Consider the following 16,375-nt stretch of genomic DNA (forward strand, 5'->3'; position numbering starts at 1 on the left):
CACCCGCAATCTGGAAAACATTAATTATAAAAATAGAGGTTTAATTATTATTCCTACTTTTGTGAAAATTACAATCATGAAAAAATTATTCATTCTCTTTTCTCTGTCGTTCGCAACCTTAGCAATTGCACAGGAGAAAGTAACGTTAAATTCTGGACCGCCTGCAGGAAACGCAGTAGTAGGAGATCAATATGGGACGGAAGTATCTGAAAAGGCAGAGAAGACAGCCATGACTGTTAAAAAATTGGAGGAACAACTTAAAAAATCAGAAAAACTTGAAAACGTATCTGTTAAAGGTAAAGTCAAAGAAGTCTGTGATCAAAAAGGCTGTTGGATGACCGTAGAAACTGATAATAACGAAAAGTTTTTCGTGAAGATGAAAGATTATGCCTTCTTCGTTCCTACAGCATTGGTTGGGAAAAATGTAATTCTTGAAGGAAATGTTGAAAATTCAATTATATCGGTAGACGAACAGCGCCATTATGCTGAAGACGCGAAGAAGTCTCAGGCGGAAATCGATGCAATAACAAAACCGAAAGAAGAAATAAGGTTTATGGCCAGTGGAATAAAAGTGGTGAAGTAACCAATTCAGATAAAAATTGAAAGCGAAGTCGAGTTGAATTCGCTTTTTTTATTCTATAGTAAAATCTACTTTTTCGTCCAATTTTGGAAATTTGAGGTTTGAAATAAATTTCTTTCCTGTACAGTCAATTTCCTTCCAGCCCTTCTTCCTGCCGATATCTCCTACTTCTACGACGATTGGTGTGAACGATATTTCTTCACTTCCATTAATTAATTCTTCTTTATACTGTACCGCAATATCTAGAATACATTGGTAGTCGGTATTTAATCTTACATTTCTATAAATAATATCGAAATGGGTTTCTTTGTTTTGAGGAATTTGTTGATAATCTTCCCAACCAGCAGTGGATCCCTGTAATTCGGCCATCACGACCAATGCTTCATACAATGCGATTGTATAAAATTTTCTCGTTTCTTTCCGCAGGTAGTCATCCTGAAAATGGCCACCTTCAAATAAAATACTTGGAATTCCCATTTTCATCAAATTATCGCCTAATGAGGTTGGATAAAACTCGTCATTATACCGCGCAATCTGATGTGGAATTTCCGAACTCAATTTTTGAAAAATACGACTAATTACCGCCATTGATTTTTTACGCGTGGACGTTATTGAACGTTCATAATCCTGTGCAGGAGCCAAAAAAGACAAAGTTGCCGGATGAATTCCATCGGTGCTGAAAATTGTTCTTTGTTCGTGCAAATTCAGCGCGTAATGATAACTTTTCGAAGAACAAATTCCTTTAAATATTAAAATCTCCTTGCTCGATTCTTTCAGAAAATCGCGATTTATATCAATATCCAATGCATTCCTGCGTGTCCATTTTTCTGAGCCATCTGGATTTAACATAAAAACAAAATCGAGGGTGATTTTTGAAAGGAGGTCTTCCTTTAATTCCTTTTCATTTTCCAGAATTTCTAGCAAATCCAATATGGCATGTGTAGAATTGGATTCGTTGCCATGCATTTGGGACCAAGCCAAAACATTAATACTACCATTTCCCATTTCCATTTTAAAAATCGGCTTTCCTAAATCGGAGGTGCCGACCTCTTTTATGTAATCGCTATAATTGTCCTGTAGGTAAGAAAATAATTTTTCCGGGGAAATATAACGGTTTGGGAAATTGGGATTCTTGCGGTAATATTTAGTGATAGACATTCTTCTATTAATTTACAATTTCCAAATTTAGATTTTTCAAACCGAAAAATAAAATTCACTTTTGTAAATTTATTAAACATGACTAAATGTCAGTTTGTCTGTTGATTATTTTGTGGATTGTATTATTCTTATTTAAATTTTATATCCTCACTGAAAATCAATCTTTTAAAGCATTTAAATGAAGTATAAATTAAACTTTACTTTAATGCTAATTAGGTATGGAAAACCTTATTTGATGGTAATTATAATAAACAATTTTTAAAATAATTAATGAGTGAACATTTTTTTATTAACATTTGTAAACTAAATATAATTTCTTATTAATCGTTATATTTGCGTTTTAAATTTTTATGGCAAACGAAACTATTTTCCTACTGAGCTTTCTGGCTTTTATTCTATTAATATTGGTTCTAGACTTGGGTTTACTGAATAAGAAAGCAGATACAGTCTCCATGAAACAGGCTGGTTTGATGAGCTTTTTCGTTGTAGCGCTTTCAATGTGCTTTTATTTTGTACTTACAAACTACGGTCACCTACTCCATGGCATAGACAGTATTGAAAAACTACAACAGGTCATTTCACGGCACCATCATCCGGTTAAAATTATTCCTGGCAATCTTGAGGACAGTCTTTACTTATACAATCACAATTTAGGTTTGGAATACCTCACGGGGTATGTTGTGGAATATGCATTGTCCGTCGATAATATTTTCGTGATGGTACTCATATTTACCGCTTTCGGCGTAGCACCGAAAAATTACCACCGTGTGCTCTTCTGGGGTATATTGGGCGCGATTGTGATGCGATTTATCTTTATCTTCTTAGGTGCAGCACTTATTCAGAAGTTTGAATGGATTATGTATGTCTTTGGAGCTTTCCTCGTATTTACTGGGATAAAGATGTTTTTCGAAAAAGACCATGAGGATACAATTGATCCACAGAAGCATCCGGTTGTGAAATTCGCGAATAAATACTTCAAAGTTCACAATCATTTTGTAGGTAATAAATTCTTCGTGACCATTAATGGAGTGAAGAAAATGACTCCTTTATTTCTGGTTTTGGTGATTGTCGAATTCACTGATTTGATATTTGCAGTAGACAGCATTCCTGCCATTTTTTCTGTAACCAAAGATCCATACGTCGTTTTCTTTTCTAATATTTTTGCAATCATCGGTCTTAGATCCATGTTCTTTCTTTTAGCAGGAATCATTGATAAATTCCGTTATCTTAAAGTTGGCTTATCGTTACTCTTGACCTTTATCGGTTTGAAAATGCTCTTTCATGAATATTTGGATGAATTGGGATTCTCAACAACAGATTCGCTCTTTATTATTGTAGGAATTCTAGGCGGTAGTATCTTCCTCTCTCTGGTGTTACCGGAAAAAAAGAAAGACAGAAAATTAAAATATGATCCAGAAAAGGATGATCATTTAAGGAAATAATTACATTTGTAAATATATTAAATAATAGCATATCAATAACTTGGTGTGCTATTTTACTTTTGTAAATAACCCATAATTTTTATGCGTTACATTTGTAATATACTTTTGTAAAATTAATATTACATTTGTAACATGGATTTGAACGAAAGAATTTCTAGTGTAATCAGCTATTCTGAATTGTCGCTGTCAGAATTTGCAGATGAAATCGAAGTGCAGCGCTCCAGCATCTCACATATTACGTCTGGTCGTAATAAACCTTCGCTCGATTTTCTGATGAAAATTAAAAATCGCTTTCCAGAGTTGGAATGGGAATGGCTCATCGAAGGACGAGGAGAAATGCTTAAAAAACCTAATATAGCGTTAGAAGACAATGAATTACCATCAAAAACAAAAGCTACTTCCCTGCCCGATTTATTCTCATTAATTAATGATGAAGCTTTTGGTGTTACTGAATCTGAAGATAAAATTGTCCCAAAAACTTCCGTAGATGACGATATTCGTCCACAAAGGTCCAGTAAAGTTGAAATAGACGATTCTCAGCGATCAGACGCTCTTCCTACAACTGACAAACCATTAAATATTGAAAATCAGCAAGTTAAAGTAAAGCGCATCGTTCTATTTTATGAAAACGGAAAATTTGAAACTTTTGAACCCTAAATTTTAAGCGAAAAAAAATTATGTTGTACATTTGAGTATCCCTCAAAATATAATCTATGAAACTCGCTGCTCTCGCAAAAGAATTAGAAATATCCATTCAAAGCTTTATAAAATTTATTCAGGATTTTGATCTCGAACTTGCAGAGTGTCTCACCCCAAATTTTGAGGTAAAAGAAGATTTTGTTCGGTTTGCCAGAGAAAATAAAGAATTTCTAAAACGGTATGCCGAAGATCTTGATCAATCGAAATCGGTTGCGCAGATTGCAGAAAGTATTCACCAGCCGACCGAAAAAGTGGCGCAGATCATCAAGGAGCAAAAACCACAGCTTTTTGATAATGGAAGATACCGCTCCTCTATTTCCAGCTTTGGTATTGATAATAAACTTGGTGGAAATTATGAGTTCGTATACAATTATTTTGGGAAAAATACCAAATTAACAAAGCGCGATTTTATTGGATATCGCGATCTGTTTTTCTTTATTTCTGAAGCTCTGGAACCCTATTTAAGCAACGTTTCTGTAGAAAATTGGGGAATACATAAACCTGCAGGAATTATATTGTACGGGCCGCCCGGAAGTGGAAAAATATTTTGGGCAAATAAAATAGCAGATATTATTGGATATGATTTTAAAGAGATCAAAAAGCATTATTTAGGCACCACTTTGGTCGATAATGAGAAAACCGATTTCAATGATTTTCTGGTAACAATGATGCAGGAAGAAAAGGTTCTTCTTTTTTTAGAAAATTTCGACCAATTAATGGCAGAAAGAAGCGAAGAAAATTCAGTAAATGGTTGCGACGAAAAAACCAAAGAAATCATCCTGCATTATATCAGCCATTTTGAAGAAGAAAACATACTGATGATCGGTGCTGCAAACTCTTTGTTCAAAATTGATAGAGAACTTTTAGCGCCAGGGAGATTTGATGTTCTGATTCCTATTTTCCCTCCGGACGTGAAAGAACGTTCCGAAATGCTACTTTATCATATGACTGATGAGCTATCGTCTGACGCTTTACTTCTCAAAATTCTTAAACACAATAAAGCTCATTTGCTCCCTTTTTGGGAAGACATTTCCAAGAAAATGCGCGCCTATTCCAATACCATGTTAATTGATTTTACCCAAAGTTTAAAAAAACGGGCAAGAAATCTTTACTTAAAAGAAAATACTACAGAAATCAAATTAACTAAAACGATACTGGAAGCGGCGTTGAAAGATGCAGCAACAAAGCTTACTGAGCAATATCTGAATCAGGTCGAGCAATTTTTAAAAGAAGTCTCGCGGAATAATTATGATGAATTTTCACATCGTATTAAAGCCCTAGCGAAAGAATTAGAACACTACAGAATTGTGGAAAAACCCACAAAATCCATAGGTTTTAAATTAAACGAAGAAGATTAGAAAATAAAAATTCATTGATTTCTCAATGAATTTTTTTAAGTTCTATAAATTATAATATTAAAGTACAACTCCTATTTCATAAACATTAGCTTGCTTTAGATATTTAGATCGTTCTCGTGAAGTGATTGATTCAAACTCCCCATTTTTCAAAACGATAATGGGATCTTCTCCTATTTCTACTTCTGCATTGGTGATGTACTTCTCTTCCGGACTTTCATCCTTTAAATCAGAATCTACTTCCTGAAGATGGTGTGCATAATCTTTAAATTCGGGATCTGAGGAGTGAAGGAACTTATATTCAGGTCCAGCTTGTACGTTAAAATGCAGTTTTCGGGTTACAAGACCTACTTCATTGGTTATTTGGGGATTATCATTTCCGTCTTTAAAAGCGACTTCTACGACTTCTCCTAAATTTTGCGCTGCATAATTTTGGGCGTCCTCAAAAGTGTCAAATCCAACCATTACAACCTTCTCATCCATTTCGTACTTTACCAGTTTTTCTCGATCTATAGTTTCCATATTAAAGTTTTTAATTCGTGAACGTACATCAATAATATTGCCAAGATACTGTTCATAGAAGTTTACACCATTTTCGGAAATTTGTTATCTTTGAAAACTTATCAAAAATATTATGAAAAAAATCTTCATTTCGCTCTCGCTTTTAGCTTCAATATCTTTCTTTTCCCAAACCATAACTTTAGATAAAATTTATTCAGGATATTATCGTGGCAAGGGAATCTCTGGAATTTCTTCTCTTAAAAACGGGGAGAATTATGTAATCATTGAACCCGGCGGAATTGCAAAATACTCTTATAAAACAACCAAAAAAGATGGCAATATCGTGGAAGGAAGTTTTCAGTCATATATTTTTAATGATGATGAATCTAAAATTTTACTATTAAAAGACAGTCAGCCAATTTACAGACATTCGTTTTTCGGAAAATATGAAGTGCGGGATATCAAAACAGGAAAAAGCTTGCAACTGAACGAAGGTAATTTTGTGCAAGAACCTACCTTTTCGCCGGACGGAAGTAAGGTTGCTTTTGTGGCAGATAACAATCTTTTTTATCAGGATTTAAATTCTGGGGAAATTGTGAAAATAACTGAAGACGGAAAAAAGAATCAAATACTAAACGGTCTTGCAGATTGGGTTTATGAAGAAGAATTTGGACATGCGCGATTGTACGAGTGGACAAAAAATTCAGACGCAATTGTATTTGTAAAATCTAACGAATCCGAAGTTCCGGAAATGTCGATCCCAATTTACGGAAAACAGCTCTACCCTTCGGAAATGCGTTTTAAATATCCAAAAGCAGGTGAAAAAAACTCAATAGTTTCAGCACAACTTTATCGATTGGACAATGCAAAAACAATTGCACTCAATTTATCCAATTATAAAAATTATTATATTCCCAATGTTTATCACACGGCAAAAGCTGATGAAATTATTTTGATCACTTCTGAAAGATTGCAAAATGCCTCAGATGTTTTAAAGGTAAATACCAAAACCGGAAATATTACCAAACTATTTACAGAATCTGATAAAAGGTGGATTGATACTGATGATGTAACCTTGGAATTTTTAGATGACAACTCATTTATTTGGGGCGCAGAACGCGATGGAAACAGACACTTATATTGGTACGACCAAAACGGAAAGCTGAAAAAACAAATTACAAAAGGAAACTGGGAAGTAACCAATTATTACGGATACAGCCCGCGAACGAAAGAAGTTTTTATACAAACAACGCAAAATGGAAGCATTAATAAAGTCGTTTCCAAAGTAAATATCAATACTGGTAAAATCACTATACTTTCTGAAAAAGCCGGAACAAATAGTGCAAATTTCAGTCAAAATTATAACTACTTTATTGAAACATCTTCTTCCGCAGCCAAACCTTACACCTATGTCTTGAAAGATGGAAATGGCAAAACACTAAAGGAACTTCAGAACAATGAGGAACAGTTAAAAAAACTGGAGGCTGACAACATGGCGACGAAAGAATTTTTCACCATTCCTAATGAAGTTGGCGATCAAATGAATGCCTGGATTATGAAACCGAAAGATTTCGATCCAAATAAAAAATATCCATTATTTATGTTTCAATATTCCGGACCAGGGTCGCAGCAAGTGACAAATTCCTGGGATCAGGGAAATGGATTTTGGTTCAATCACCTGGTTCAGCAAGGTTATATTGTCGCTTGTGTAGACGGTCGTGGTACCGGCTACAAAGGAACTGAGTATAAAAAAGTGACGTATTTAAATTTAGGTAAATATGAAATTGAAGATCAGATTGCTGCAGCAAAATGGTTCGGAAAACAGTCGTACATCAACAAAGACAGAATCGGAATTTTCGGTTGGAGTTTCGGAGGTTATATGGCGAGTTTAGCTTTGACTAAAGGTGCCGATGTTTTCAAAACAGGAATCGCAGTTGCACCAGTAACGAATTGGAGATATTATGACTCTGTTTACACGGAAAGATTTATGAGAACGCCCCAGGAAAATCCCGCAGGTTATGATGATAATTCGCCGACAAACTACGCACAACTATTAAAAGGTAAATTTCTGTTAATTCACGGAACAGCCGATGACAATGTGCATTTTCAAAACTCAATGGAGTTTTCAGAAGCTTTAATTCAAAACAAAAAACAATTTGAATTTATGGCATATCCCGATAAAAACCACGGAATTTTTGGTGGAAATACAAGACCTCAGTTGTATGAAAAAATGACCAATTTTATCCTGGAAAATTTATAGAAATATTTGTCTTAAGATTAAAACCACTCAAAATTGAGTGGTTTTTTTGTGTCAAAATTTGGAGACTACATTCCATGAAATTATCAGATTTCAAAATAGTACAAAACTCTTATTTCAATTTTCCCCGATTTCATTTTCTATTTTCTTGAACTCACTTCATCTCGCTTTCAAAAACGGTTTTCCTGAAATATCTTTACTCCATCAATATAAAACAAAATAAAAATATTATGAAAACAACGATTAAAATGCCTTTGGGAATGGTGATCTTCGGATTAACATTAATGCTTTTCACCGTTTTAAATTCCTTTCGATTGGAAAGAAAAATTGAAAATTTTGACGAAATAAATGTCAAAAGAATCAACATCATCGAAAAAGATGGAACTATTCGAATGGTTATTTCTAACAAAGAATTGCAACATTCTGGAAGAATGAATGGTAAAGATTGGGAGAAACGCGAACGACAAGCTGGAATGATTTTCTTCAATGATTTGGGAGATGAATGCGGCGGTTTAATATATGAGAATAAAAAAAGAACCGACGGAAGTATAAAAAACGGAATGTCCATCACGATGGATCAATATAGAGACGACCAAGTCATTCAAATTTTAAATAATGAATCCATTAAAGGAGATAAAATGACTTCTGAACGTGGTTTTTCAGTAAATAGTTTTAAAAGTCTGGAAGGAATTGACGCCCGAAATAAAGCTTATGCAGACGCTGAAAAGATCACAGATGAAAAATTGAGAAAAGAAAAATTGCGGGAAATTTCTAAAAATCAGGGAAGTAATAAACTTTTATTTTTAGGTAAAACTACTGGTAATTCCCAAGGTTTATTCATCGCAGATCAAAACGGTCAACCGAAATTAATGGTTTATGTCGATGAAAAAGGTGAACCGAAAATCCAAACCTTTAATGAAAAAGGGGAAGTGAAGGATTTTCTCCTTACCGAAACTAAATAAAATATAAATTGGGTATTATCTTTCGGGAAAAATACCCATTTTTGATTTTCCAATTATGAGCACCAAAAAACTGATCCTCAATTCTCTGCTTGTTTTGCTTTTTATCGTAATCATCAATACGATTCAAACCTACGTTTTACATATTACAAGACGATTTGGAGACATCGATTTCTTTAAAATTCCAACGCATATTTTCGGGATTATTTCATGTATCATTTCCTTAGTAAGTACACTTATCGCCTGGAAAATCACTTCTAAGATTCACTTGACAAAGTTTTCCAGAATTGCTTCTGCTTTCGTTTTATCGATTATTATTTATGCAATTTTGCAAAGTATTTATTACCCAGTTCAGCGTTTTCTTATTTTTGATCTGGGAACCGATTTCAATATGTTGGTGGGAAATTTTGTTTTTACGACAGTGATTTTTCATCTTTACATTAGTGGACTTTCTTTGGCTTATTTTTATTTTCAAGAAAGTGCACAGACCAAAATAAATCTTCAGAATACGGAAAAAGAAAAGGAAATTCTGCAGTACAAAATTTTACAAAAAAATCTAGAGCCGCACTTTCTTTTCAATAATTTAAGCGTCCTGGCTGGATTGGTTAAGAAAAACCCAACAGAAGTTGAAGGTTTTATTGACGATTTTTCTGATGTTTATCGCTACTATTTAAATCATAGCGGAAAGGAATTGGTGACTTTAAAAGAAGAATTAGATTTTCTGACTAAATATATCGCTTTAATGACCAAAAGATTTCGGTCTGCTTACACCTTCGAAATTAACATTAATGACGAAAATGGCTTTATTCTTCCCTGCGCATTACAGCTTTGCGTAGAAAACGCAATTAAGCACAACCGCGGATCGGAGGAGAATCCTTTAAAAATTAATATAAGCCGAAATGAAAATTTTATCATTATTTCTAATGATTACAAACCTGTAGATTTTACAGCTGGTTCTGGAGTTGGAAACCAATTTCTTCAAAAAAGTTATGAATTAAATTTCGGTAAAAAAGTAAATTTCAAACTATCTGAAACACTTTACACCGTGGAAATTCCTTTAATATGATGAAAGTTATAATCATTGAAGATGAAGAGCTAAACGCAGAAATCATCACTGAACATCTGAAAAAATATGATGTTTCAATTGAAATTGTGGCATACTTAAAAAGCAAAGAGAAAACCCGGGAATGGATTTTGAAAAATGGTCAGGTTAACTTGGTTTTTAGCGATATCGAGCTTTTAGATGGCAATGTTTTTTCTTTATTGAAAGAAAATATCATTACTTCACCAATCATATTTACTACGGCTTATAACAATTTTTATCAGGATGCTTTTGAGGTGAACGGAATTGGTTATCTGTTGAAACCCATAAGTTATGAGCGATTTTCGCACGCCATGGATAAGTTTAAAACTTTAACCAATGCAGAGAAATCTCCGGATTGGAAAAGCATTTCTGAATTACTTCATCAAAAAACAAAGCGATTTAAGGAAAGGATTATCATAAGAACTTCCGCAGAAATTCAAATTTTGAACACGGAGAAAACGGTTGCGATCCTTTCGAATTCAGGAAAATTAATTGCAGTAGATGATTTGGGTAAGGAACATGAATTTCGCTATAAACTTGCCGATTTGGCTGAAGAGTTAGATCCAAAAATATTTTTTCAGATCAATCGGGGTGAAATTGTAAACATCAACTTTATCGAAAAGATCGAACCTTATTTTGGCGATCGACTTTCCATTAAACTCAAAAATGTAAAAACAAAACTCATAACAAGTGCGTCTTCTACACCAGAATTCCGCAAATGGATCGAATGATTTTGGTATTCAATTAAAAATCCTATTTTTGAGAAAATTAAAAATCTATGGAAAAATCGACCAGTAAACATCCGAAAGGATTGCCGTATTTATTTTTTACGGAAATGTGGGAGCGCTTCGGATATTACCTGATCTTAGGAATTTTCGTGCTTTATATGATCGACAGTGAAAAAGGTGGTCTCGCCTTCAATGATAAAAGTGCAGATGATATTTTCGGAACTTTCATCGCCTTAACCTATCTCACGCCTTTTTTGGGTGGATTTTTGGCCGATAAAGTTTTGGGTTATATCAAAGCCATCTACATCGGCGGTATTTTGATGGGACTTGGATATCTTGGCGTTGGTCTTTTTAAAGAACTTCCGCTATTTTATGCTTCTTTAGGACTTGTGATCCTGGGAAATGGTTTCTTTAAACCAAGCATTTCTACCCTTCTCGGTAATCTTTATAACGAGGAACCTTACAAGGAAAATAAGGATGCCGGCTACAATATTTTTTATATGGGAATTAATATTGGCGCATTTATATGTAATATTATCGCAGCATTTATGCGTAACAAATACGGTTGGGGACCAGCATTTATGACCGCTGGTGTAGGAATGTTTATTGGTCTAATCGTTTTCACGATGGGAAGAAAACATATTTTACAAGCCAATATTTTGAAACCGTCTCAGGAAGGTGATACTAAAATTTCTGATGTTTTGTTAAAAGTTTTCTTACCGGCAATCGTCGCAGGATTTATTGGGTGGATGATTCCCAACAATATTTTTGGAAGTGATTCTACCGACGCCTTTATTTTCGCTTGTATTCCGGTCATCTACTTTTATGTAATGCTCTATGTTAAAGCAAATTCAGAGGACAAAAGGCCAATCGGAGCACTGCTGGCGATTTTTGCGGTGAGTGTCATGTTTTGGGCTGTATTCAAACAAAACGGAACCGCTCTAACCCGTTGGGCAAAGAATTATACAGATCGGTCCATACCTGCTCCTTTAATTGAACCTTTGCGAGCCATTAATTTAATTGATGGTAAGGATGGTGTTCAGGGTAAAACCTATGAAATGAAAGAAGTTTCAGTCTACGATGATCAGTACAGAGCAGTAAAAGATGCGAATGGGGAACCGATGAAAGAACAGGCTCCAGATATTTATTTCCGCAATATTTCTGAAAAGGAAAAAGCTGCGCTTCAAGCCAATCCAGAAACGGAAGTCGCACTTTACAATACGGAGCTTTTTCAATCTATTAATCCAGGCTGGGTAATTATATTAACTCCAGTAGTGGTTGGTTTCTTTATGCTCCTGCGCCGAAAAGGGAAAGAACCAACTACTCCATCAAAAATTGTTTTAGGACTCTTTATTTCGGCCTTATCCTGCCTGGTAATGGTCGGTGCGGTTTATGCCGGTGATAACGGCTTAATTAAAGTTTCCGCAATTTGGCTAATTGCCTCCTACGGAGTCATAACCCTGGGTGAATTAATGTTATCACCAATGGGTCTCTCCTTGGTTTCAAAACTTTCACCACCCCGAATTACAGCTTTGATGATGGGCGGATTCTTTCTTTCTACCTCCATCGGTAACAAACTTTCGGGTGTACTGGCGAGTTTCTGGTATGAATATGATAATAAAGCGAACTTCTTTATTGTAAATTTCGGGCTACTGTTGCTTGCCACTTTACTCGGTTTATCTATTTTGAAAAGATTAAATAAAATCATGAAAGAAAAAGGAGTCAACTAATTTTAATATCCAATAAAAATGAAACCGCAGAATTATTCTGCGGTTTTTTTGTTTAAAGTTGTGAAATGTCTTTGTAAAAACGCAAAAAAAACTATATTTGCTAATCTTAACAAATAATTAACACTTAAAAATTATGGATACAGCAGTACAGAAAGGCCACCCGAAGGGATTGTACCTTTTGTTCATGACTGAAATGTGGGAGCGTTTCAGCTATTACGGAATGCGGGCAATCTTTGTTCTGTATATGACGAAAATGCTCTTAATGGGTGATGCAGAAGCATCCGAAATTTATGGTAGTTATACCGGATTGGTATATTTAACACCACTTTTAGGAGGTTATTTATCTGACCGTTTTTTAGGAAACAGACGAAGTATTGAAATTGGAGGAGTCTTAATGGCACTTGGTCAATTCTTTATGTTCTTTTCAGCGTCAACTTCTGGTACGAACGCCATCACATTAATGTGGGTTGGTCTTACCCTTCTGATTATTGGAAATGGATTCTTTAAACCAAATATTTCAACAATGGTTGGTCAATTGTATCCAAAAGGCGATCGCCGAGTAGATTCAGCCTTCACTATTTTCTACATGGGGATCAACTTAGGAGCCTTCTTCGCGCCGCTAATTGCAGGAACGTTGGCAGAAAAAGTTGATTTTAAATGGGGATTTTTAGCTGCTGGAATCGGAATGATTATCGGTTTAATTACCTTCATGTTGCAGAAAAATAAATTATTGGTTGATGGAAATAATGAACCTATAGGTTTACCAACCAATAAATTTGGAATCGCTCAGTTTGGGATGGTCGCCGGCGCAATTGCAATGATCTTCTTCTTCATGAACTTTAAAACTATGTTTAAAAGTGATTTAGATATCATTGGGTATTTAATATATGGAGCCATGATTCTAATGCCGCTTCTCGTTTTAACAGATAAAGGACTTACGAAAGAAGAACGTGATCGAATTATGGTCATATTCATCCTCGCCTTCTTTGTGATCTTTTTCTGGGGCGCATTTGAGCAAGCTGGAGCATCATTAACAATCTTCGCAGACAGACAAACCGACCGTACGATTTTCGGGTGGGAAATGCCTGCAAGTTATTTCCAATCAGTAAATCCACTGGCTATTATCCTATTGGCGCCACTATTTTCTTCCCTTTGGTTAAATTTGGGAAATAGAGGTAAAGAACCTTCTTCACCTAAGAAAATGGCAATTGGTTTGGCTTTAGTAGCTTTGGGATATGTTGTTATCGCATTTGCAGTTTACGGAATGGGCGCGATGGACAAAGTGTCTATGTTCTGGTTGATCGCATTGTACGTTATTCACACGATGGGAGAACTTTGCTTATCACCTATTGGATTATCAATGGTTTCTAAATTGTCACCACTTCGTTTTTCTTCATTATTAATGGGAACTTGGTTCTTAGCAAATGCAGCAGCTAACAAATTTGCAGGAACTCTTTCGGCGTTAATCCCGGGAACAGGCGAAGAAGGATCTGGAGCGAAAGTAACGTCATTCTTAGGATTCCAAATTGCGAGTCTTTTCGATTTCTTCTTGGTGTTTATTGTAATGTGTGGTGTTGCAGCAGCAATTCTATTCGCAATGAGCCGTTGGTTAGAAAAGAAAATGCACGGTGTAAACTAATTTTGCTATTTTAAATTAACATAAAAAACCATCGATTATTCGGTGGTTTTTTCTATTTTCGTGTGTTCTAATTTTAAGGATGATATTTTAAAAGAACCTTCCTTAATAGTATTTTTACCACAATTCTACTTACACAACAATATGAGTCTTACACTTGATCAAATACAGGATTTCAAAGGGAAATATCCAAAACAGATATGGTCTCTTTTCTTCTCCGAAATGTGGGAACGCTTTTGTTTCTACGGTATGCGGGGAATGCTTGTTTTCTTCATGATTTCACAGTTAAATCTCGATGAGAAAGATGCGAACCTTCAGTATGGTGCCACCCAAGCTTTTGTGTATGCCTTTACATTTGTTGGTGGTTTATTTGCCGATAAAATATTAGGATTTAGAAAATCGCTATTCTGGGGCGGTTTTTTAATGATTATTGGAAGTTTAATTTTAGCCGCAGATCCGCACCAATTTTTCTTTTTAGGTATTTCATTTACGGTGGTGGGAACAGGTTTCTTTAAACCAAATATATCCACAATGGTTGGGAAACTTTACAAAAGTGGCGACAATCGAACTGATGCAGGTTTCTCGCTCTTTTATGCCGGAATTAATTTAGGAGCACTACTTGGTGGATATCTTTGTATCGCCATTGGAAAAGGAGAATTATTATCTCATCTAATTCCTGAAGCATTGCGCTGGAATGTCGCATTCGGTTTAGCTGCCGTGGTGATGGTAATCAGTTTGATAAATTTCGTATTTACTCAAAAAACATTAGGACCAATCGGTTTACCACCTCAGAAAGTACTTGCCAATGGAGAGGTCGTTTCATTGGAAAAATGGAAAGAATATGGCGTTTATGCACTTTCTATACTTTTCATCCCCATGATTATGATCATGGTTGCAAAAACAGAATACACTGATTATTTCATGTATACGGTGGGACCCTTGACTTTAATTTACCTCTTTTTTGAAATGTCTAAAGTCACTAAACCAGAAAGAAGCAAACTTTTCGCAGCCTTAATATTCATTCTCTTTTCCATTATTTTCTGGGGAATTTATGAACAAAGTGGCGGTTCACTGAGTATATTCGCTGCTCATAACTTAAACAATGATTTATTAGGCTTAGATCCAAATGGAGTGAATAATTCCGGAGGTGCATTTTTCATTCTGCTGGTTGCCGTTCCTATTGGTTTACTTTGGATTTGGCTGAGCAAAAAGAAATTGGAACCGAATACCATCATTAAATTTGGTTTAGGATTTATCTTTTTGGGATTAGGTTTTTATGCTATTTATGCCACGAAATTTTTTGCTAATGCAGCGGGTGTAACCTCCTTAAGTCTTTTCACCATTGCATTATTTATCATAACACTCGGGGAAATGTGCCTCTCCCCGATCGGACTTTCTATTATGACAAAATTGTCTACGCAAAAATTACAAGGAATGATGATGGGTTTATGGTTTCTGGCGTCAGCTTACGGGCAATATGTAGCAGGTTTAATTGGCGCGAATATGGCAACAGCTCGCGAAGATGCTACCAACATCGAAAAATTAACAGCTTACACGTCTGGTTACAAAGAATTAGGGTTGTATGCTGTAATTGCCGGAATTGTATTAATATTAATATCACCATTAGTGAAAAAATTGATGCGCGAAGTAAGATAACATTTAACATTCCTTCAAAATATGAATCAAAACCCACAATGAAAAAAATTATCCTCTTCCTTTTTATACTCAGTTCAACTTTGACTTTCGCGCAAGTTACCTGGCTAACCTTAGATCAAGCACTTACGGCACAAGCCCAAAATCCAAAGAAAATTTTAATCGATTTTTATGCAGATTGGTGCTCCAACTGTCAAAAAATGGAAAAAAGCACTTTTGATCATCAAGTGATTTCCAAATATATAAATGAAAATTATTACCCGGTTAAATTTAATGCAGAAGGCAGGGACAGTGTTACCGTATTTGGTAGAACTTTCAATAATCCGGGGTTTATTGTCGGAAAAAATAAAAATACGATGCATGAGTTTACAAAATATATGAACGTAAATGCTGTCCCGTCCGTCGTTTTTTTAAATGAAGAAGGAAATCCGATTACGATTCTACATGGTGCACTTACGGCAAGAGAACTTGAACCCTATTTGAATTTCATTGCTAAAGATGACTTTAAAAAAATTACGACCCGTGATCAGTGGGAAAGCTATCAGAAAAAATTTAAATCTAAAATAAAAGACTAGCTCTCTAATATTGATAAA

General features: G+C 35.1%; 14 protein-coding genes. 12 read left to right on the top strand and 2 right to left on the bottom strand.

Annotation, left to right across the window (positions count from 1 at the left end):
• The first annotated feature begins 76 nt into the window (after positions 1–76).
• A complete protein-coding gene (locus LC814_RS02970; RefSeq protein ID WP_226064870.1) occupies positions 77–583 on the top strand; it encodes a DUF4920 domain-containing protein in 507 nt (168 codons plus the stop codon).
• Between the two features lie 48 nt (positions 584–631).
• Here LC814_RS02970 and LC814_RS02975 read toward each other — a convergent pair whose 3' ends face one another.
• Positions 632–1,738: a M14 family zinc carboxypeptidase gene (locus LC814_RS02975; RefSeq protein ID WP_226064871.1), complete on the bottom strand. Its 1,107-nt coding sequence runs from the start codon at positions 1,736–1,738 to the stop codon at positions 632–634.
• Between the two features lie 350 nt (positions 1,739–2,088).
• Here LC814_RS02975 and LC814_RS02980 point away from each other — a divergent pair, with 350 nt between their 5' ends.
• From LC814_RS02980 to LC814_RS02990, 3 genes are all read left to right on the top strand, one after another.
• Entirely contained in the window at positions 2,089–3,180 is a 1,092-nt protein-coding gene (locus LC814_RS02980; protein WP_226064872.1) for a TerC/Alx family metal homeostasis membrane protein, read from the top strand.
• A gap of 132 nt (positions 3,181–3,312) precedes the next feature.
• Positions 3,313–3,837, top strand: a complete 525-nt coding sequence (locus LC814_RS02985) for a helix-turn-helix domain-containing protein (RefSeq protein WP_226064873.1) — start codon at positions 3,313–3,315, stop codon at positions 3,835–3,837.
• A gap of 56 nt (positions 3,838–3,893) precedes the next feature.
• Complete coding sequence (locus LC814_RS02990; RefSeq protein ID WP_226064874.1) at positions 3,894–5,237, top strand: AAA family ATPase; 1,344 nt, start codon at positions 3,894–3,896, stop codon at positions 5,235–5,237.
• 57 nt (positions 5,238–5,294) lie between these two features.
• On the opposite strand, the gene LC814_RS02995 is transcribed toward LC814_RS02990, so the two are convergent.
• Positions 5,295–5,756: a hypothetical protein gene (locus tag LC814_RS02995; protein ID WP_226064875.1), complete on the bottom strand. Its 462-nt coding sequence runs from the start codon at positions 5,754–5,756 to the stop codon at positions 5,295–5,297.
• A gap of 112 nt (positions 5,757–5,868) precedes the next feature.
• Here LC814_RS02995 and LC814_RS03000 point away from each other — a divergent pair, with 112 nt between their 5' ends.
• From LC814_RS03000 to LC814_RS03035, 8 genes are all read left to right on the top strand, one after another.
• A complete protein-coding gene (locus tag LC814_RS03000; RefSeq protein WP_226064876.1) occupies positions 5,869–7,995 on the top strand; it encodes a S9 family peptidase in 2,127 nt (708 codons plus the stop codon).
• Between the two features lie 227 nt (positions 7,996–8,222).
• Positions 8,223–8,954, top strand: coding sequence for a hypothetical protein (locus LC814_RS03005; RefSeq protein WP_226064877.1), 732 nt, complete (start codon positions 8,223–8,225; stop codon positions 8,952–8,954).
• A gap of 55 nt (positions 8,955–9,009) precedes the next feature.
• On the top strand, positions 9,010–10,017 hold the full coding sequence (locus LC814_RS03010) for a sensor histidine kinase (RefSeq protein ID WP_226064878.1): 1,008 nt from the start codon (positions 9,010–9,012) through the stop codon (positions 10,015–10,017).
• Positions 10,014–10,766 (top strand): LytR/AlgR family response regulator transcription factor, encoded by a 753-nt coding sequence (locus tag LC814_RS03015; RefSeq protein WP_226064879.1) that lies wholly within the window; start codon positions 10,014–10,016, stop codon positions 10,764–10,766. The genes LC814_RS03010 and LC814_RS03015 overlap by 4 nt, the downstream gene beginning before the upstream one ends.
• A gap of 47 nt (positions 10,767–10,813) precedes the next feature.
• Positions 10,814–12,493, top strand: coding sequence for a peptide MFS transporter (locus LC814_RS03020; RefSeq protein WP_226064880.1), 1,680 nt, complete (start codon positions 10,814–10,816; stop codon positions 12,491–12,493).
• Between the two features lie 133 nt (positions 12,494–12,626).
• Positions 12,627–14,132 (top strand): peptide MFS transporter, encoded by a 1,506-nt coding sequence (locus LC814_RS03025; RefSeq protein WP_226064881.1) that lies wholly within the window; start codon positions 12,627–12,629, stop codon positions 14,130–14,132.
• Between the two features lie 141 nt (positions 14,133–14,273).
• A complete protein-coding gene (locus tag LC814_RS03030) occupies positions 14,274–15,785 on the top strand; it encodes a peptide MFS transporter (RefSeq protein ID WP_226064882.1) in 1,512 nt (503 codons plus the stop codon).
• A 38-nt stretch (positions 15,786–15,823) separates the two neighbouring features.
• Positions 15,824–16,357, top strand: coding sequence for a thioredoxin family protein (locus LC814_RS03035; protein ID WP_226064883.1), 534 nt, complete (start codon positions 15,824–15,826; stop codon positions 16,355–16,357).
• Positions 16,358–16,375: the final 18 nt, after the last annotated feature.

Source organism: Kaistella polysaccharea, assembly GCF_020410745.1.
In the GTDB taxonomy this organism is placed as follows: Bacteria; Bacteroidota; Bacteroidia; order Flavobacteriales; family Weeksellaceae; genus Kaistella; species Kaistella polysaccharea.